At 76.4% G+C, this 18,148-nt stretch carries 16 protein-coding genes and 1 riboswitch; of the genes, 10 read left to right on the plus strand and 6 right to left on the minus strand.

Going from position 1 to position 18,148, the window contains the following annotated elements; all coding sequences use genetic code 11:
- Window positions 1–4 precede the first annotated feature (4 nt).
- Window positions 5–793, plus strand: coding sequence for an SAM-dependent methyltransferase (locus CHC11_RS13795; RefSeq protein ID WP_281258317.1), 789 nt, complete (start codon window positions 5–7; stop codon window positions 791–793).
- An 85-nt stretch (window positions 794–878) separates the two neighbouring features.
- Here the strand turns inward: CHC11_RS13795 and CHC11_RS13800 are convergent, their stop codons facing one another.
- The gene (locus CHC11_RS13800; protein WP_089312082.1) at window positions 879–1,724 is read right to left on the minus strand and encodes an LLM class F420-dependent oxidoreductase; all 846 of its coding nucleotides are present in this window, start codon (window positions 1,722–1,724) and stop codon (window positions 879–881) included.
- 44 nt (window positions 1,725–1,768) lie between these two features.
- Window positions 1,769–2,680, minus strand: a complete 912-nt coding sequence (locus CHC11_RS13805; protein WP_089312083.1) for a class I SAM-dependent methyltransferase — start codon at window positions 2,678–2,680, stop codon at window positions 1,769–1,771.
- A gap of 336 nt (window positions 2,681–3,016) precedes the next feature.
- Here CHC11_RS13805 and CHC11_RS13810 point away from each other — a divergent pair, with 336 nt between their 5' ends.
- The 6 genes from CHC11_RS13810 to CHC11_RS13835 are packed head-to-tail and all read left to right on the plus strand — an operon-like array spanning window position 3,017 to window position 8,445.
- Window positions 3,017–3,202 carry a CbtB domain-containing protein gene (locus CHC11_RS13810; RefSeq protein WP_089312084.1) on the plus strand — a complete coding sequence of 62 codons (186 nt, stop codon included), beginning with the start codon at window positions 3,017–3,019 and terminating at the stop codon, window positions 3,200–3,202.
- A gap of 8 nt (window positions 3,203–3,210) precedes the next feature.
- On the plus strand, window positions 3,211–4,011 hold the full coding sequence (locus tag CHC11_RS13815; RefSeq protein WP_089312085.1) for a CbtA family protein: 801 nt from the start codon (window positions 3,211–3,213) through the stop codon (window positions 4,009–4,011).
- Window positions 3,992–4,567, plus strand: a complete 576-nt coding sequence (locus CHC11_RS13820; protein ID WP_218826071.1) for a histidine phosphatase family protein — start codon at window positions 3,992–3,994, stop codon at window positions 4,565–4,567. The genes CHC11_RS13815 and CHC11_RS13820 overlap by 20 nt, the downstream gene beginning before the upstream one ends.
- The gene (locus tag CHC11_RS13825; protein ID WP_089312086.1) at window positions 4,564–6,513 is read left to right on the plus strand and encodes a VWA domain-containing protein; all 1,950 of its coding nucleotides are present in this window, start codon (window positions 4,564–4,566) and stop codon (window positions 6,511–6,513) included. Before CHC11_RS13820 ends, CHC11_RS13825 begins: the two co-directional genes overlap by 4 nt.
- 1 nt (window position 6,514) lies before the next feature.
- Window positions 6,515–7,117 carry a cob(I)yrinic acid a,c-diamide adenosyltransferase gene (gene cobO / locus CHC11_RS13830; RefSeq protein ID WP_089312087.1) on the plus strand — a complete coding sequence of 201 codons (603 nt, stop codon included), beginning with the start codon at window positions 6,515–6,517 and terminating at the stop codon, window positions 7,115–7,117.
- Window positions 7,114–8,445, plus strand: a complete 1,332-nt coding sequence (locus CHC11_RS13835) for a cobyrinic acid a,c-diamide synthase CobB (protein WP_245919182.1) — start codon at window positions 7,114–7,116, stop codon at window positions 8,443–8,445. Before cobO ends, CHC11_RS13835 begins: the two co-directional genes overlap by 4 nt.
- Here the strand turns inward: CHC11_RS13835 and cobN are convergent.
- Window positions 8,400–11,996, minus strand: a complete 3,597-nt coding sequence (gene cobN / locus CHC11_RS13840) for a cobaltochelatase subunit CobN (RefSeq protein WP_089312088.1) — start codon at window positions 11,994–11,996, stop codon at window positions 8,400–8,402. The genes CHC11_RS13835 and cobN overlap by 46 nt on opposite strands.
- Window positions 11,997–12,027: 31 nt before the next feature.
- Window positions 12,028–12,199: riboswitch (cobalamin riboswitch) on the minus strand.
- Window positions 12,200–12,244: 45 nt separating this feature from the next.
- Here cobN and cobG point away from each other — a divergent pair.
- Genes cobG through CHC11_RS13855 form a run of 3 tightly spaced genes read left to right on the plus strand, consistent with a single transcriptional unit; the run spans window position 12,245 to window position 15,446 of the window.
- Window positions 12,245–13,339 (plus strand): precorrin-3B synthase, encoded by a 1,095-nt coding sequence (gene cobG, locus CHC11_RS13845; protein WP_179278843.1) that lies wholly within the window; start codon window positions 12,245–12,247, stop codon window positions 13,337–13,339.
- Window positions 13,336–13,956, plus strand: a complete 621-nt coding sequence (locus CHC11_RS13850; RefSeq protein ID WP_218826072.1) for a precorrin-8X methylmutase — start codon at window positions 13,336–13,338, stop codon at window positions 13,954–13,956. Before cobG ends, CHC11_RS13850 begins: the two co-directional genes overlap by 4 nt.
- On the plus strand, window positions 13,956–15,446 hold the full coding sequence (locus CHC11_RS13855) for a precorrin-2 C(20)-methyltransferase (protein WP_089312090.1): 1,491 nt from the start codon (window positions 13,956–13,958) through the stop codon (window positions 15,444–15,446). Before CHC11_RS13850 ends, CHC11_RS13855 begins: the two co-directional genes overlap by 1 nt.
- Here the strand turns inward: CHC11_RS13855 and CHC11_RS13860 are convergent.
- From CHC11_RS13860 to cbiE, 3 genes are read right to left on the minus strand one after another with little or no spacing between them, the layout of a single operon-like run.
- Window positions 15,437–16,159 (minus strand): cobalt-precorrin-6A reductase, encoded by a 723-nt coding sequence (locus tag CHC11_RS13860; RefSeq protein WP_089312091.1) that lies wholly within the window; start codon window positions 16,157–16,159, stop codon window positions 15,437–15,439. The two genes, CHC11_RS13855 and CHC11_RS13860, sit on opposite strands and share 10 nt — an antisense overlap.
- Window positions 16,144–16,899, minus strand: coding sequence for a precorrin-4 C(11)-methyltransferase (cobM, locus tag CHC11_RS13865; protein ID WP_089312092.1), 756 nt, complete (start codon window positions 16,897–16,899; stop codon window positions 16,144–16,146). Before cobM ends, CHC11_RS13860 begins: the two co-directional genes overlap by 16 nt.
- Window positions 16,896–18,113 carry a precorrin-6y C5,15-methyltransferase (decarboxylating) subunit CbiE gene (gene cbiE / locus CHC11_RS13870; protein ID WP_089312093.1) on the minus strand — a complete coding sequence of 406 codons (1,218 nt, stop codon included), beginning with the start codon at window positions 18,111–18,113 and terminating at the stop codon, window positions 16,896–16,898. The genes cobM and cbiE overlap by 4 nt, the downstream gene beginning before the upstream one ends.
- Between the last annotated feature and the right edge of the window lie 35 nt (window positions 18,114–18,148).

Consider the following 18,148-nt stretch of genomic DNA (forward strand, 5'->3'; position numbering starts at 1 on the left):
GACGCTGGACACCGTCGATCCGCACACGCCGAACGTCCCGCGGATGTACGACTACCTTCTGGGTGGAAAGGACAACTACACCGCCGACCGGGAGGCCGTGGAGGAGGTCGTCAGGCACGCTCCCGACACCCCCTTCATGGCACGCCAGAACCGCGCCTTCCTGCGGCGCGCGGTGCGCTTCCTCGCCGAGGCCGGGATCCGGCAGTTCATCGACATCGGCTCGGGCCTGCCCACCCAGGGCAACGTGCACGAGATCGCCCACCAGGTCGCGCCGGACTCCCACGTCGTGTACGTCGACGTCGAGCCGGTCGTGCTGGTCCACGGGCGGGCCCTGCTGGCCGGAACGCCGGAGGTGACCGTCATCCAGGGCGATGCCCGCCGTCCGGGCGAGGTCCTGGCGAACGCCGAGCTGAACCGGCTCATCGACTTCGACCGGCCGGTCGCCGTGCTGATGCTGGCCGTGCTGCACTTCATCGGCGACGGCGACGACCCGCCCGGGATCGTGGCGCGGCTCCGCGAGGCGATGGCCCCCGGCAGCTACCTGGCGGTGTCGCACGTGACCGGCGACTTCGACGCCGACCGGAGGGTCCGGCACGCGGGCGCGGTCTACGAGCGGGCCACGTACCAGATCACCCTGCGCAGCCGCGCGGAGGTCACGCGGCTGTTCGACGGTTTCGAACTCGTGGAGCCCGGCCTCACCACCCTGTCGATGTGGCGTCCCGATCCGGGGACGGCCGTGCCACCCCGCGCGGACCGCCAATGGTGCTATGCGGGGGTCGGCCGAAAGCGCTGACCGGCGCGTCCGCGCCATTGTCCGCGACATTTCGGACGAGCCCGGCAAAACAGGTTAAAGGCCCTTTCGATCCACCCGGCGGGTGTCACAGGCCGAGGCGGGCGGCATGGCGGGCGAGGAAGGCGACGACCTCGTCGGCGGGCCGGTCCGGCAGCCCCCACATGATCTCGGTGACGCCGGCCTCCTCCCAGGCGGCGACGTCCTCGGGCGAGGGACGCGCCGCGGCCAGGACGCAGACCTCCGGCCGGCCCGCGCGTCCCGCGTCCGCCCAGGCCGCGCGCAGGGCGGCGACCTTGGGCAGGATGTCGCGCTCGGTCGGGGTGGTCATCCAACCGTCGGCGTGGGCGGCGATCCACGCGAGGGTCTTCGGGCCGCCGCCCGCGCCGATCAGCAGCGGGACGTGCGGCTGGACGGGCTTGGGCCACGCCCAGGACGGCCCGAACGAGACGAACTCCCCCGCGTAGGAGGCCTGCTCCTGCGTCCAGAGCGCCCGCATCGCCTCCACGTACTCGCGCAGCACCGTCCGGCGCCGGTCGGCGGGCACGTTGTGGTCGGCGAGTTCGTCGGTGTTCCAGCCGAACCCCGCGCCGATCGTGACCCGGCCGCCCGACAGGTGGTCGAGCGAGGCGACGGTCTTGGCGAGCGTGATCGGGTCCGACTCCACCGGCAGCGCGACGGCCGTCGCGAGCCGGATCGTCGAGGTCACGGTGACCGCGGACGCCAGCGCGACCCAGGGGTCGAGCGTGCGCGAGTAGCGGTCGTCGGGGAGCGTCTCGTCGCCCGTCCCGGGGTGCGCGGCATCGCGCCGGACCGGGATGTGCGTGTGCTCGGGGACGTAGAAGGTATGGAACCCGTTCTCCTCGGCAGCCTGGGCGGCGGCGGCGGGCGTGATGCCCCGGTCACTTGTGAAGAGCACGATGCCGTGGCGCATGCAGCCGATACTAGAACGTGTTCTATCGACGTCCGGGGGCGGGGCTACGGCTTGCGGCCGCCGCGCAGGGCGCGCGGGAGGGCGGTGGCCGCCCGGCCGACCCTGAAACTGACCGAGCCGCGGACGGCCTCCAGCTCGTGGCGCGCGCGGGCCAGCCTGTCCTCCGCGCGGGCGAGCCGCCTCTCCGCCCGCGCGAGCCGCTCCTTCAGCCCGCCCACCTCGTTCGGGGGGCGTGTCGCCCCCTTCCCCTTGACGCGGACGAGCCGGCGCCCGGCGACGTGCTGGACCTCGTGCCAGGCGTCGTCCCGCGTCGCCAGCCATTCCAGGAGGTCGTCCTGGACCGCGTCGGAGTCTCCCCAGGTGCCGTAGAGCTTCTGCGTGGTGACGCAGATCGGGCGCAGGCCGTCGGTGGCCACCGACTCCCACACCGCGGCGGAGACCCCGGGGGTGTGCTCGGACCGGTAGTCGTCGCACACGATGAGGCCCCCGGCGGGGAGCAGCACGTGCGCCGCCCGGATGTCGGCGTGCACGTGCTCGTACAGGTGGGACGCGTCCACGTGCACGAACCGGCAGGTCTCCGGCGGGACGTGGTCCAGGATCAGCGAGGTCGGGCCCTGGACGATCTCCGGGAGCCGGTCGTGGAAGGCGCGGTAGTTCGACTCGAACGCCCGGCGGGTCAGGGTGGAGTAGGACCCCCGCATCTCCGCCTGGTTGGAGTCGTCCGGGGCGTCGCCGTCGAACAGGTCGCACACGGTGAAGGTCTCGCCCTCCCGCAGGTGGCGGCCCATGAGGATGGCGCTCTTGCCGAGGTAGGAGCCGAGCTCCACCAGGTCGCCGCGCTCGCCGAGCCGCTCCTGGCGTTCAAGGAACCAGGTGAAGAGCAGTTGGTCGACCTTCGGGAACCACCCCCTGACCTCGTCGAGGGAGGCGGGCGGCCCGGTCTCTTGGCTGATCATCTGGAGAGCTCCAACGTCGTCGATCTCGACAGCGGGGGGACGCGAGACGAAAATCGCCATGATAGGCGAGTCCCTCTTGATGGCAACAAAGCCGGATTTCGGGCTCTTGCTGGCGGATTATCCGGTTCGGCGGGCGGGGCGGCGGCGGGGCGCGCTGTTGACAGCGCGATCGCCCGGCCCGTACCGTTCGGCTGATTCACGGTTGCCCGAGGGAAATCCGGTGAGATGCCGGTGCGGACGCGCCACTGTATCCGGGACGACGATCCCGGGAGCCAGGTCGCTCGGGTGACCGCGACCTCATTGTCCGGGACGCGCTAGATCCCCTACGGAGGCTCCGTGAGCACGCTGTCGGCTCGCCACATCCCCCTCTCCCACCTCGCTCCCTGGCTGCTCGCGGTGCCCGCGCTGCTGCTCCTCGGCTACCTCGTCCTGATGGACAACGGCGCCGTGTCGCAGACCGGCGGCTACCTCCACGAGCTGATGCACGACGGGCGCCACCTGCTCGGCGTGCCCTGCCACTAGGCCGCCGCATGGTGCGCACCCTGCTGGTCAGGGGCCTTCTTCTGGGCCTGCTGGCCGGTCTCGTCGCGGGCGTCTTCGCCTTCACGGTCGGCGAGCCCCGCATCGACGACGCGATCGCCCTGGAGAACGCCGCCGCCGCGCACGAGCACGGCGCGGCAGCCGAGCCCGGAGCCGCAACGCACGGGCACGAGTCCGGAACACACGAACAGGAGTCCGGAACACACGGGAAGGAGTCCGGAACACACGAGCACGGCGAGGAGGTGAGCCGCGGCACGCAGAAGGCGGGGCTCTTCCTCGCCACGGGCCTCTACGGCCTCGCGGCGGGCGGCGTGTTCGCGCTCGTCTTCGCGGGACTGCGGGGACGCGTCGGGCCGCGCTCGGACGCCGCGCTCGCGCTCGCCGCCGCCGGAACGGCCTTCGCCGCCGTCATCGTCGTGCCGTTCCTGAAGTATCCGGCGAACCCGCCCGCGGTGGGCGACCCGGAGACGATCAACACCCGCACCCTGCTGTACCTGGCGATGATCGGGGTCGGGCTCCTGTCCACCGCCATCGCGGTGACCACGGCGCGCGGCGTGCGCGGCGGGCCGTGGGCGCGCCGGCCTGCGGCCGTGCTGGCGTTCGTCGTCCCGGTGGTGGTGGCGTCGCTGCTGCTGCCGGCCGTGGACGAGGTGCCGGACGGGTTCCCCGCCACACTGCTGTGGCAGTTCCGCATCACCTCGCTCGGAACGCAGCTGGTGTTCTGGGCGTCCTTCGGAACCCTGTTCGGGTGGTTCTGCGACCGGGCCGCCCGTGCCCCGGCACCGGCGTGAGCGGGCCGCCCTGACCGGCGTGCTGTTCGTCCGGCACGCGACGTCGGCGGGGATGCGGCAGGCCCGCTTCCCCGCCGACCTCGCCGCCGACCCGTCGAGTCTGGCGAGGGCGCGGGCCCTGGCCGGCGCGCTGCCGGACGGCGAGGCGTGGACGTCGCCCGCCCGCGCCGCCCGGGAGACCTGCGCCGCGCTCGGCCTCGACGCCCGCCCGGTCGCGGCGCTCGCCGAGGCCGACCACGGTTCCTGGGCGGGCGCCCGCTTCGCGGAGGCCGATCCGGACGCGCTGGCCGCCTGGCTGGCGGACCCGGACGCCGCGCCCCACGGCGGCGAGAGCCGCTCCGCGCTCGCGGCGCGGGTCGCGGCGTGGCTCGGCGGCCGTCCCCGCGGCGTCGCCGTCTGCGACGCGGGCGTGATCCGGGCGGCGCTCGCCCACGCCCTCGGCGCCGGCGTCCTCGCGGCCGACCGCATCGACCTCGCGCCGCTGTCCACCACGAGGCTCGCCGCCGCCGGGAGCGGCTGGCGGGTCGCCCATGTCAACCGGAAGGTCCAGGTGTGAACGTCGCCTATCCGTTCAGCGCCGTCGTCGGGCTGGACGACCTGAAGCTGGCGCTCCTGCTCAACGCCGTCTCCCCGCGGGTCGGGGGCGTGCTGGTGCGCGGCGAGAAGGGCACCGCCAAGTCGACGATCGTGCGGGCCCTGGCCGCGCAGCTCCCCGCCGTGGACGCGGTGCCGGGCTGCCGGTTCGCCTGCGACCCGGCGTCGCCCGACCCGTCCTGCCCGGACGGCCCGCACGAACCGGGCGGACCGTCCGAGCGGCGGCCGTCCGCGCTGGTGGAGCTGCCGGTGGGCGCCTCGGAGGACCGGCTCGCCGGGTCGCTCGACGTCGAGCGCGCCCTGACCGAGGGCGTCAAGGCCTTCGAGCCGGGGCTGCTCGCCGCGGCGCACCGCGGCGTCCTGTACGTGGACGAGGTGAACCTCCTGCACGACCATCTGGTCGACCTCCTGCTCGACGCCGCCGCGCTCGGCACCTGCTACGTGGAGCGCGAGTCGGTGTCGGTGCGGCACGCGGCCCGGTTCCTGCTGGTCGGGACGATGAACCCCGAGGAGGGCGAGCTGCGCCCCCAGCTCCTCGACCGCTTCGGGCTGACGGTCGAGGTACGGGCGTCGCGGGACCCGAAGGAGCGGGCCGAGGTCGTGCGGCGGCGGTTGGCGTTCGAGGCGGACCCCGCCGCGTTCACCGCGCGCTGGGAGGACGCCGAGGCGGAGCTGGCGGAGCGCATCTCGGCCGCGCGGGAGAGGCTCGCCGGGGTCCGGCTGCCGGACGAGCGGCTGGAGCAGATCGCGGCCGTGTGCGCGGGCTTCGAGGTCGACGGGCTGCGCGCCGACCTGGTGACGGCGAACGCCGCGCTCGCGCACGCCGCGTGGCGGGGACGCGGCGAGGTGACGGACGAGGATGTGCGCGCGGCGGCCCGGCTGTCGCTGCCGCACCGGCGCCGGCGGGACCCGTTCGACGCCCCCGGCCTGGACGAGTCGCTGCTCGACGAGCTGCTCGACGGCACGTCCCCCGGCGATCCTCCGCCGGACGGCGGCGGGGGCGGCGAGCCCCCGGCCCCGCCCGAGGACGGCGGACGGGGACCGGCCCCGTCCGAGGACGAGGGCCCGGAGCAGGACGAGCGGCCGGGAGGCGGGGGCGGCGAGCGGGTCGCGTCGGCCGCCGCGCCGCACGCCGTGCCGCTGCTGGAGGTGCCGGGCGTCGGCGAGGGGACCGCGGGACGGCGGTCGCGGTCGCGGACGGCGCGCGGCCGGGTCATCGGGGCGCGCCGCCCGGCCGCGAGGGTCCGCGACCCCCACGTGGTGGCGACCCTGCTGGCCGCCGCGCCGCGGCAGCGGGCGCGCGGCCGGACCGGCGCCGGGCTCGTGCTGCGCCCGGACGATCTGCGGGAGGCGGTCCGCGAGGGCCGCGAGGGGAACCTGGTGCTGTTCGTCGTGGACGCCAGCGGCTCGATGGCCGCCCGCCGCCGCATGACGACGGTGAAGACGGCCGTCCTCAGCCTGCTGCTGGACGCCTACCAGCGCCGCGACAAGATCGGCCTGGTCACGTTCCGGGGGCGGGCCGCCGAACTCGTCCTGCCGCCGACGTCGTCGGTCGAGGCCGGCGCGGCGCGGCTGCGGGCCCTGCCGACCGGGGGCCGCACGCCGCTGGCCGCCGGGCTCGCGCGCGCCGCCGAGGTGCTGCGCGCCGAGCGGCTGCGCGACCCGGCGCGGCGCCCGCTGCTCGTGGTCGTCACCGACGGGCGGGCGACCGCGGAAGGCGACGTGGACCGGGCCGCCGGCCTGCTGGCCGGCACCGCCGGGATCGTCGTGGACTGCGAGGACGGCCCGGTCCGGCTCGGCCTGGCGGGGAGGCTCGCGGCCCGGCTCGGGGCGCGGCTCGTCCCGCTCGGCGACCTCGACGGGATCGTCCGCGCCCACCGCGGGCGCGACGGCGGAAAGGCGGCCTGAGATGCCTCAAGGAAAGCCCGAGTCCGTCCCCGACGACGGCCTCACCACCCGGCAGCGGCGCAACCGGCCCCTGCTGATCGTCCACACCGGCCCTGGGAAGGGGAAGTCGACGGCCGCGTTCGGGATGGCGCTGCGGGCCTGGAACCAGGGCTGGCCGGTCGGGGTGTTCCAGTTCGTGAAGTCGGCGAAGTGGCGCATCGGCGAGGAGCGGGCGCTGCGCGTGCTCGGGGCGAGCGGCGAGGGCGGCCCGGTCGCCTGGCACAAGATGGGCGAGGGCTGGTCGTGGATCCAGCGCCCCGGAACCGAGGAGGACCACGCGGCCGACGCCCGCGAGGGGTGGGCGCAGATCAAGCGGGACCTGGCCGCCGAGGCGTACCGTTTCTACGTGCTCGACGAGTTCACCTACCCGCTCAAGTGGGGCTGGCTCGACCTGGACGACGTGGTCGAGACCCTCACCGCGCGTCCCGGGACCCAGCACGTCGTCGTCACCGGCCGGGACGCGCCCGCCCGGCTGGTCGAGGCCGCCGACCTGGTGACGGAGATGGGCAAGGTCCGGCATCCGATGGACGCCGGGCAGAAGGGGCAGCGGGGCATCGAGTGGTGATCCCCCGGCTGGTCGTCGCGGCCCCGGCGTCCGGCGGCGGCAAGACGACCGTGGCGACCGGGCTGATCGCGGCGCTGCGGGCGCGCGGCCTCGCCGTGTCGCCGCACAAGGTCGGCCCCGACTACATCGACCCCGGTTACCACGCGCTCGCGGCGGGGCGGCCCGGCCGCAACCTCGACCCGTGGCTTGCGGGCGAGGAACGGGTGGCGCCGCTGTTCCTGCACGGCGCCGCCGGCTGCGACGTGGCGGTGGTCGAGGGCGTGATGGGCCTGTTCGACGGGCGCGGCGACACGGGGTTCGCCTCCACTGCGCACGTCGCGCAACTGCTCGCGGCGCCGGTGGTGCTGGTCGTGGACGCGGCGCGGCAGAGCCGGTCGGTGGCGGCCCTCGTGCACGGTTTCGCGACGTTCGAGCCGGGCGTGCGGATCGGCGGCGTCGTCCTCAACCGGGTCGGCTCGGAGCGGCACGAGGAGCTGTGCCGCGGCGCGCTGGAGGCGACGGGCGTACCGGTGCTCGGCGCGATCCGGCGGGACGACGCGGTCACGACGCCGTCCCGCCACCTCGGGCTGATCCCGGCGGCCGAGCGGGGCGCGGAGGCCGTCCGCGCGGTGGAGCGGCTGGGCGCGCTGGTGGAGCGCTCCTGCGACCTGGACGCCGTGCTCCGCCTGGCGGCGACCGCTCCCCCGCTGCCGGGGCCCGCGTGGGATCCGTCCGACCATGTCGTACCGGCCGGCGGCGGGCCGGTCGTCGCGGTCGCGGGCGGGGCGGCGTTCACCTTCTCCTACGCCGAGCACGTGGAGCTGCTGCGCGCGGCGGGCGCCGACGTGGCCGTCTTCGACCCGCTGCGGGACGAGGCCCTGCCGGCCGGGACCGCCGCGCTCGTCGTCGGCGGCGGCTTCCCGGAGGTCCACGCCGCCGAGCTCGCCGCCAACGCGCCGCTGCTCGCCGAGGTCGCGGCGTTCCCCGGGCCGATCGCCGCCGAATGCGCCGGGCTCCTCTACCTGTGCGAGGAGCTCGACGGGCGGGCGATGTGCGGACGGGTGCCGGGGCGCGCGCGGATGACGTCCCGGCTGACGCTCGGCTACCGGGAGGCGGTCGCGGTGGCGGAGTCCCCGCTGACCCGGCCGGGCGAGCGGTTCCGCGGGCACGAGTTCCACCGGACCGCGCTGGACACCGAGGCCGGGCCGCTGTTCCGGTGGCGGGACGGCCGCGACGGTTACGGCGACGACCGGGTCACCGCCTCCTACCTGCACCTGCACTGGGCGGGGTTTCCGGAGGCGGCTCAGCGGCTGGTGTCGTCCTCCAGGTCGCCCTCCGTCTTGAGGTAGACCTCCTGGAGGCCCTGCAGGACGGCCGGGTCGGGGTGCTCCCACATGCCGCGCTCGGCCGCCTCCAGCAGCCGCTCGGCGATGCCGTGCAGCGCCCACGGGTTCGACTCCGCCATGAACGCGCGGTTCTCCTCGTCCAGGACGTAGGCGGCGGTGATCCGGTCGTACATCCAGTCGGCCACGACGCCGGTGGTGGCGTCGTAGCCGAACAGGTAGTCCACGGTCGCGGCCAGCTCGAAGGCGCCCTTGTAGCCGTGCCGGCGCATGGCGGCCAGCCACTGCGGGTTCACGACGCGGGCCCGGAAGATCCGCGCGGTCTCCTCCGAGAGGGTGCGGGTGCGCACGGCGTCCGGGCGGGTGCTGTCGCCGACGTAGGCCTCCGGGGCCCGGCCGGTCAGCGCGCGGACGGTGGCGATCATGCCGCCGTGGTACTGGAAGTAGTCGTCGGAGTCGGCGATGTCGTGCTCGCGGGTGTCGACGTTCTTGGCGGCGACGGCGATCCGCCGGTAGGCGCTCTCCATGTCGGCGCGGGCGGGCACCCCGTCGAGGTCGCGGCCGTAGGCGTGGCCGCCCCACACCGCGTACACCTCGGCGAGGTCGGCGTCGTCGCGCCAGTTGCGGCTGTCGATGAGCGGCAGCAGCCCGGCCCCGTAGGCGCCGGGCGCGGACCCGAACACCCGCATGGTGGCGCGGCGCTCGTCGCCGTGCCGCTCCCGGTCGGCCCGCACATGGGCGCGGACGTGGTTGTCGGCGTCGGGCTCGTCCAGCCCGGCGACGAGCCGGACGGCGTCGTCCAGCATGGCGACGACGTGCGGGAACGCGTCCCGGAAGAAGCCGCTGATGCGGACGGTCACGTCGATGCGCGGACGGCCGAGCTCGGTGGGCGGGACCGGCTCCAGCGCCGTGACGCGGCGGGACGCCTCGTCCCAGGCGGGGCGGACGCCGAGCAGCGCGAGGACCTCGGCCACGTCGTCGCCGGCCGTGCGCATCGCGCTCGTCCCCCACACCGACAGCCCGACCGAGCGCGGCCACTCCCCGTGGTCGGCGCGGTAGCGCTCCAGGAGCGAGTCGGCCATCGCCTGGCCGGTCTCCCAGGCGAGGCGGCTCGGGACGGCGCGCGGGTCGACCGAGTAGAAGTTGCGGCCGGTCGGCAGGACGTTGACCAGGCCGCGCAGCGGCGACCCGCTCGGGCCCGCCGGGACGTAGCCGCCGTCCAGGGCGTGCAGGACGTGGTCGAGCTCGTCGGGCGTCCGGGCCAGGCGCGGAACGATCTCGGCGGCGGCGAACTCCAGGACCCGCGTCACGGCTTCGCGGCGCTCCGCCGGCACGTCCCGGGCGGCATCCGGGACCGCGTCCGCGTCCCAGCCGGCGTCCTCCATCGCCTGGACGAGGGCGCGGGCGGCGGCCTCGGCGGCGTCCACGTCGGCGAGCGCCTCGCCGCCGGCCTCGCTGAGTCCGAGCGCCTCCCGCAGGCCGGGCAGCGTCTCGCGACCCGACCACATCTGGCGGGCGCGGAGCATGGCCAGCACGAGGTCGACGCGGGTCGCGCCGGTGGGCGCCTGGCCGAGGACGTGCAGGCCGTCGCGGATCTGCGCGTCCTTCACCTCGCACAGCCAGCCGTCGACGTGCAGGATGAAGTCGTCGAACTCGGTGTCGTGCGGGCGGTCGTCCAGGCCGAGGTCGTGGTCGAGCTTGGCGGCCTGGACGAGCGTCCAGATCTGGGCGCGGATCGCGGGCAGCTTCGCCGGGTCCATCGCGGCGATCGTCGCGTGCTCGTCGAGGAGCTGTTCGAGGCGGGCGATGTCGCCGTAGGTCTCGGCACGGGCCATCGGCGGGACCATGTGGTCCACCAGGACGGCGTGCGCGCGGCGCTTGGCCTGCGTGCCCTCGCCGGGATCGTTGACGAGGAACGGGTAGACCAGCGGGACGTCGCCGAGCGCCGCGTCCGTGCCGCACGACGCCGACATCCCCGCCGCCTTGCCGGGCAGCCACTCCAGGTTGCCGTGCTTGCCGACGTGGACGATCGCGTGCGCGCCGAACTCGTCCGAAAGCCACCGGTACGCGGCCAGGTAGTGGTGGCTCGGCGGCAGGTCGGGGTCGTGGTAGATGGCGATGGGGTTCTGCCCGAAGCCGCGCGGCGGCTGGACCATGACGACGAGGTTGCCCGCGCGCAGCGCGGCGAGGACGATGTCGCCGTCCTGGACGAACAGCTCCCCCGGCGGCGGGCCCCAGTGCCGCTCCATCCCCTCGCGCAGATCGGCGGGCAGGGTGCGGTACCAGCGCTCGTAGGACGCGGCGGAGATGCGGACGGGGTTTCCGGCGAGCTGCTCCTCGGTGAGCCAGTCCTCGTCCTGGCCGCCCGCCGCGATGAGCGCGTGGACGAGGGCGTCGCCGTCCTGCTCGTCGAGGCCGGGGAAGCCCTCCCCCAGGTCGTACCCCGCGTCCCGGAGCCGGGCCAGCAGCCGGACGGTGCTCGCCGGGGTGTCGAGGCCGACGGCGTTCCCGACGCGGGCGTGCTTGGTCGGGTACGCCGACAGCATCACCACGAGGCGGCGCCCGGCGGCCGGGGTGTGGCGGAGCCGGCCGTGCCGGACGGCGATCCCGGCGACCCGCGCGGCCCGCTCGGGGTCGGCGGCGTAGACGGTGAGCCCGTCCTCGTCGACCTCCTTGAACGAGAACGGGACGGTGATGATCCGCCCGTCGAACTCGGGGATCGCGACCTGCGACGCCGCGTCCAGCGGGGACAGGCCGTCGTCGCTGCCCTCCCAGGCGGACCGGCTCGTGGTGAGGCAGAGGCCCTGCAGGATCGGGACGTCCAGCGCGGCGAGCGCGCCCACGTCCCACGCCTCGTCGTCGCCGCCCGCCCCGGCCGTCGCGGGCCGCGACCCGCCCGCCGCGAGCACGGTCACCACCAGCGCGTCCGCCCGGCGCAGCGTGTCCAGCAGCTCGGGCTCGGCGGTGCGCAGCGACGAGCAGAACACCGGCATGGCGCGCCCGCCCGCGTCCTCCACGGCCGCGCAGAGCGCCTCGACGAACGCGGTGTTGCCCGCCATGTGGTGGGCGCGGTAGTAGAGCACGCCGACCACGGGCCCGTCGCCGTCACGGGCGGCGCGGGCGAGCCGCCCCCAGGCCGGCGCCGGCGCCGGCGGTGCGAAGCCGCGCCCGGTCAGCAGCACGGTGTCGGACAGGAACGCGTGCAGCTCGGCGAGGTTGCCGGGGCCCCCGTGCGCGAGGTAGGCGTGCGCCTCGGCGCACACACCGGCGCTGACGGTGGACAGCTCCATCAGCTCGGCGTCGGGGGCCTGCTCGCCGCCGAGGACGACGACCGGCCGGGGGCCCGCGAGCAGCGCGTCGAGGCCGTCCTCCCAGGCGCGCCGCCCGCCGAGCAGCCGCACCACGACGAGGTCGGCGCCCTCGGTGAGCCCGGGCAGGTCGCCGGCGGTGAGCCGCGCCGGGTTGCCGAGCCGGTAGGCGGCGCCGGACGCGCGGGCGCTCAGCAGATCGGTGTCGGACGTCGACAGCAACAGGACCGTGCGGCTGTGCTCGGGCACGGCGCATCCTCCCCCTGGGGTCCTCGCCCCGGTAGCGGGTGTCGCGACGGCAGGAGTCTCCTGGCTCCCGGATCGACGCTCGCCCCGGCCTTCCCGTCCGTGCGGACAGTGGCCTACAGCGGGGTTCGCTCCCCGGTCACAGTGGCGGGACCGCGCCGGACTCGCACCGGCTTCCTCCCATTGCCATCGCCTGAGCAGAAGAGTACGGCAGCGCGGTCGCCCTGCAAACTGTGGTTAACATCCTCCCCGTGCCGAATGTCAGAGCCCGCGCCGACGCGTGCCCCGGGGCGCTGCGCACCCACGACGCCGCCGACGGGCCGCTGGCGCGCGTCCGCGTCCCGGGCGGCGCGGTGTCCGCCGCGCAGCTCGCGGTGCTCGGCGCCGCCGCCCGCGCGCTGGGGCGGGACGTGATCGAACTCACGTCCCGGGGCAACCTCCAGGTGCGCGGCGTCCGCGACACGGCGGCCCTCGCGGCCCGGCTGGAGGCCGCCGGGCTGCTGCCGTCGGCGACCCACGAGCGGGTGCGCAACATCGTCGCCTCCCCGCTCGGCGGCCGCGGCCCGCGCGGCGTCCTCGCCACGGATCCGCTGGTCACGGCGCTGGACGAGGCGCTCCGAGCGCGTCCGCGCCTGGCCCGGCTGCCGGGGCGGTTCCTGTTCGCGCTCGACGACGGCACCGGCGACATGGCCGCGCTGGACGCCGACGCGGCCCATACCCCCGGCGGCCTGCGGCTGGCCGGGACGCCGCTCGAACCCGTCCCCGGCGATCCCGTCGCGGCGCTGCTCGCGGCGGCGGAGGCGTTCCTGGAGATCCGGGGCGACGCCTGGAGGCTCGCGGAGGTGCCGGACGGCGCGCGGCTCGTCGCGGAGCGGCTGGGCGCGGCCGTGCGGGAGGCGCCGCCGCGCCCCGACCCCGCGCCGCCGCACGCGGGGATCGTCGCGCAGCGGGACGGGCTCGCCGCGCTGGAGGTCGTGCCCCCGCTCGGCCGGCTGTCCGGTGCGCAGGCCGAGGCGCTCGCCGGAGTCGCGCACGAGGTGCGGGTGACGCCGTGGCGCAGCGTCGTGCTGCGGGACCTGGACCGGGACGAGGCGCGCCGCGCGGCGGCGGCGCTCGCGGCGGCGGGCTTCGCGACCGATCCCGCCTCGCCCTGGGTGGGCGTCACGGCCTGCACCGGGAGCCCCGGATGCGCGAAGTCGCGCGGCGACGTGCAGGGCGAGGCGCGGCGCTTCGTGGACGGCCTGAGCCGCGCGCCCGAGACCCCCGTCCACTGGACGGGATGCGAGCGGCGCTGCGGGATGCCCCGCGGCCCGGTCGTGCTGAGGACGGCGGAGGGACAGCAGTGATCGATTACGTCCGGGACGGCGCCGAGATCTACCGGCGGTCGTTCGCGACGATCCGCGCGGAGGCCGACCTGTCGGGACTGCCGGACGACGTGGCGCGGGTCGCGGTCCGCATGATCCATGCCTGCGGCATGACCGACCTCGTCGGGGATCTGGCCTGGTCGCCGGGGGTGGTGGCGCGGGCGCGGGCGGCGCTGCTGGCCGGCGCGCCGGTGCTGTGCGACGCGCGGATGGTCGCGTCCGGCGTGACCCGCGCGCGGCTGCCCGCCGGCAACGAGGTCGTGTGCACCCTGGGCGACCCGGGCGTGCCCGAGCTGGCCGAGCGGCTCGGCACCACGCGCAGCGCCGCGGCGCTGGAGCTGTGGCGCGACCGGCTCGGCGGCGCGGTCGTCGCGATCGGCAACGCGCCGACCGCGCTGTTCCGGCTGCTGGAGCTGGTGGAGGAGGGCGCACCGCGCCCGGCGGCGGTCCTCGGGATCCCGGTCGGGTTCATCGGGGCGGCCGAGTCCAAGGAGGCGCTCGCCGCGAGCGGCCTGGACCATCTGGTGGTGCGCGGGCGGCGCGGCGGCAGCGCGATGACGGCGGCGGCGGTCAACGCCATCGCCAGTGAGGCGGAGTGATGGCGGGACGGCTGATCGGCGTGGGCGTCGGGCCCGGCGACCCGGAGCTGGTCACGGTGAAGGCGGCGCGGCTGATCGGCGAGGCGGACGTGGTGGCCTTCCACTGCGCGCGGCACGGCCGCAGCATCGCCCGGGCGATCGCCGAACCGTACCTGCCGGACGGGCGGATCGAGGAGCAGCTCGTCTACCCGGTGACGACGGAGACCACGGACCACCCCGGCGGGTACCAGGGGGCGCTGGAGGAGTTCTACGCCGACTGCGCCGCCCGGCTCGCCGCGCACCTCGACGCGGGGCGGACGGTCGTGGTGCTGAGCGAGGGCGACCCCCTGTTCTACGGGTCGTACATGCACCTCCACAAGCGGCTCGCGCCGCACTACCCGGCCGAGGTGGTGCCGGGCGTGACCTCGCTGAGCGCCGCGTCGGCGGCGGCGGGACGCCCGCTGGTGGAGCGGGAGGAGACGCTGACCGTCCTGCCGGGGACGCTGCCCGGCGAGGAACTGGCCGAGCGGCTGCGCACCGCGGACGCGGCGGCGGTGCTCAAGCTCGGCCGGACGTTCCCCAAGGTCAGGCAGGCATTCGCGGACGCGGGGCGGCTCGGCGACGGCTGGTACGTCGAGCGGGCCGCCACCGACCGGCAGCGCGTCCTCCCGCTCGCCGACGTCGACCCGGCGGACGTGCCCTACATGTCGCTCGCGCTGCTGACGAGCCCGGCGGAGCGTTCGTTCGCGGCGCCTCCCCCGGCGCGGCCGGAGGGGGCCGGGGGCGGGGTGTGGGTCGTCGGGCTCGGGCCGGCGGGCCGGCCGTGGCTGACCCCGGAGGCGCAGGACGTCCTGGCGTCCGCGACCGACCTCGTCGGCTACGGCCCGTACCTGGACCGGGTGCCGCCGAACCCGAGGCAGCGGCGGCACGGGTCCGGCAACCGGGTGGAGGCCGACCGGGCCCGGCTCGCGCTGGCGCTCGCGCGGGACGGGGCCCGGGTCGCCGTCGTCTCGTCCGGTGATCCGGGGGTGTTCGCGATGGCGACGGCCGTGCTGGAGGCCGCGGCCGCGGACGAGTTCGCGGACGTGCCGGTGCAGGTCGTGCCGGGCCTGACGGCGGCGCAGGCCGTGGCCGCCCGGGCGGGCGCGCCGCTCGGGCACGACTTCTGCGTGCTGTCGCTGTCGGACATCCTCAAGCCCTGGGACGTGGTGGAGCGGCGACTCGCGGCCGCCGCCGGGGCCGACCTGGTGCTGGCCCTCTACAACCCCTCGTCGAGCCGGCGCAGGCACCGGCTCCCGGTGGCGCGCGACCTGCTGCTGAAGCACCGCTCCCCCGAGACCCCGGTGGTGGTAGGGCGGGACGTCGGCGGGCCGGAGGAGAGCGTGACGGTGACGACGCTCGGCAAGCTGGACCCCGAGCAGGTCGACATGCGCTGCCTGCTCATCGTCGGGTCGTCGGCCACCCGGGTGACGGAGCGGGGCGTGGTCTACACCCCCCGCCGCTACCCCTGAGCCCAGTCGACGGCGGCCGCCACGTCGCCGGTCGCCCGGACGCCCTCGGGGAGGGCCGGGCGGTCGACCATCAGGACCGGCAGTCCGGCCTCGCGGGCGGCGGTGAGCTTCGCGCGGGTCATCGCGCCGCCGCTGTCCTTGGTGACCAGGACGTCCAGGCGGTGCTCGCGGATCAGGGCGCGCTCACCGTCCACGGTGTAGGGGCCGCGCGCCAGCAGGACGTGCACGTTGGACGGGACGGGCGGCTCCGGCGGATCCACCGACCGGGCGAGGAACCACACGCCGGTCCGCGCGGCGAACACCGGGAGGCCGCGGCGGCCCGTGGTGAGGAACGCGCGGGCGCCGTCCGGCAGCGCGGCGGCGGCGGCCGGCAGGGACGGGACGCGCCGCCAGTCGTCGCCGTCCCCCTCGTCCCAGCCGGGGCGGCGCAGCGCGAGCAGCGGCACGCCCGTCAGCCGTGACGCGTGCGCGGCGGAGGCGCTCATCCGCTCCGCGAACGGGTGCGTCGCATCGACGAGACGGTCGATCCGGTGCTCGCGCAGCCACGCGGCGAGTCCTTCGGCGCCGCCGAACCCGCCGATGTGGACCTCGCCGGCGGGCAGGCGGGGGTCGGACACCCTCCCGGCGAGCGAGGAGACGACGTGCACGCCGGTCAGCCGGGCCGCGAGCGCGCGGGCCTCCGCCGTCCCGCCGAGGATCAGGACGCGCCGCACGCCCGGTCCCGCCCGGCGCTGTAGAGGTGGCTGTCGGGGAACGCCGACGCGGTGAGGACGCGCCCGACGACGATCACCGCGGTGCGCCGCACCCCGGCCCCGCGCACCAGGGCGGCGATGTCGGCGAGAGTGCCGCGCAGGACCAGCTCGTCCGGGCGGCTGGCGCGGGCGACGACGGCGACCGGGCAGTCCGCGCCGTAGCGGGGCAGCAGCTCGGCGGCGACCTCCTCGATGCGCTGGACGGCCAGGTGCAGCACCATCGTGGCGCCGCTCGCGCCGAGGGTGGCGAGGTCCTCGCCGTCCGGCATCGGGGTGGCGCGGACGGCCGTCCGGGTCAGGATCACGGTCTGGCCGACGCCGGGGACGGTCAGCTCCCGCCCGAGCGAGGCCGCCGCGGCCGCGAACGCCGGGACGCCGGGGACGACCTCGTAGGGCACGCCCGCCGCGTCGAGGCGGCGCATCTGCTCGGCGACCGCGCTGAACACCGACGGGTCGCCGGAGTGCAGCCGCGCGACGTCCAGGCCACCGCGGTGGGCGGCGGCCAGCTCGGCGACGATCCCGTCCAGCGTCATGTTCGCGGTGTCGACGAGCCGGGCGCCGGGCGGGCACGCCTCCAGCAGCTCGGCCGGCACCAGCGAACCCGCGTACAGGCAGACCGGCGCGGACTCCAGGACCCGCAGGCCGCGCACGGTGATGAGGTCGGCGGCGCCGGGGCCCGCGCCGACGAAGTACACCGTCACAGGGTGTCCTTCCGGGTCGTCCAGACGGTGACGGGCATCGCGGGACGCCAGCCGGTGAACCCGCCGAGCGGGGCGGCGCGCTCGACGCCGAGGCGGACCAGCTCGCCGCCGTGGGTCCGGCGGAGCTCGGCGACCCGGGCCTCCGATTCGAGGGTGACGGCGTTGGCGACGAGGCGCCCGCCGGGCCGGAGCGCGTCCCAGCAGCGCTCCAGCAGGCCGGGGACGGTGAGCCCGCCGCCGACGAAGACCGCGTCGGGCCGCGGGAGGCCCTCCAGGGCGTCCGGCGCGCGGCCCTCCACGACGCGGACGCCCGGCACCCCCAGCGCCCCGGCGTTGCGGCCGATCCGCTCCGCCCGCTCCGGGCGGCTCTCGACCGCGACCGCCGCGCACGACGGGTGCGCCCGCGCCCACTCGATCGCGACGCTGCCGGACCCGGCGCCGACGTCCCACAGCAGCTCGCCGGGCAGCGGCCCGAGGCGCGACAGCGTCACCGCCCGGACCTCGCGCTTGGTGATCTGCCCGTCGTGCTCGAAGGCGTCGTCGGGCAGGCCGGCGACGCGCGGCAGCGGGGCGGCGTCCGGGCCGGGCACGCACTCGACGGCCACGACGGCGAGCGCCGAGGCCGCCGGGTCGGTCCAGTGGGACGCGACGCCGTGCGCCGCGGTCTCGGTCTCCGCCCCCAGGTCGCACAGGACGGTCATCCGGCTGAGCCCGAACCCGCGCCCGGTGAGCAGCGCCGCCACGACCGCCGGGGCCTGCCGCCCCGCGCCGAGCACCAGCACGCGGCGGCCGGGCGCGACGGCGGCGTTCAGCGTCTGCGCCGGACGCCCGACGAGGCTGACGACCTCGACCCGCTCCAGCGGCCAGCCGAGGCGCGCGCACGCCAGCGACGCCGACGACGGGTGCGGCAGCACCCGCAGGCGCCGCGGACCGACCAGCTCGGCGAGCGTGGAGCCGATCCCGTAGAACATGGGGTCGCCGCTCGCCAGGACGGCGACCGACCGCCCCTCGTACCGTTCGATCAGGCCGGGCAGCGCGGGGAGCAGCGGGGACGGCCAGGGCACGCGCTCGGCGGGACCGTCCGGGACGAGGGCGAGGTGCCGTGCGCCGCCGAGCAGCACGCCGGCGGCCCGCAGCGCCGCGCGGGAGCCCTCCGGGAGGCCGTCCCACCCGTCGGCCCCGACGCCCACGACGGTGATGACACGCGCGTCCACTGGCCTCCTTGAGCGAAATGCGGCGCCAAGTCTAC

The sequence above is a fragment of the Actinomadura mexicana genome (genome assembly GCF_900188105.1).
Lineage (GTDB): Bacteria > Actinomycetota > Actinomycetes > Streptosporangiales > Streptosporangiaceae > Spirillospora > Spirillospora mexicana.

What these genes read in the sequence shown, in the direction of transcription:
- CHC11_RS13800 (WP_089312082.1), bottom strand. Translation starts at nt 1,724, where the DNA reads ATGCGCCACGGCATCGTGCTCTTCACAAGTGACCGGGGCATCACGCCC.
- CHC11_RS13805 (WP_089312083.1), bottom strand. Translation starts at nt 2,680, where the DNA reads ATGATCAGCCAAGAGACCGGGCCGCCCGCCTCCCTCGACGAGGTCAGG.
- CHC11_RS13815 (WP_089312085.1), top strand. Translation starts at nt 3,211, where the DNA reads ATGGTGCGCACCCTGCTGGTCAGGGGCCTTCTTCTGGGCCTGCTGGCC.
- cobO (WP_089312087.1), top strand. Translation starts at nt 6,515, where the DNA reads ATGCCTCAAGGAAAGCCCGAGTCCGTCCCCGACGACGGCCTCACCACC.
- CHC11_RS13855 (WP_089312090.1), top strand. Translation starts at nt 13,956, where the DNA reads ATGGCGGGACGGCTGATCGGCGTGGGCGTCGGGCCCGGCGACCCGGAG.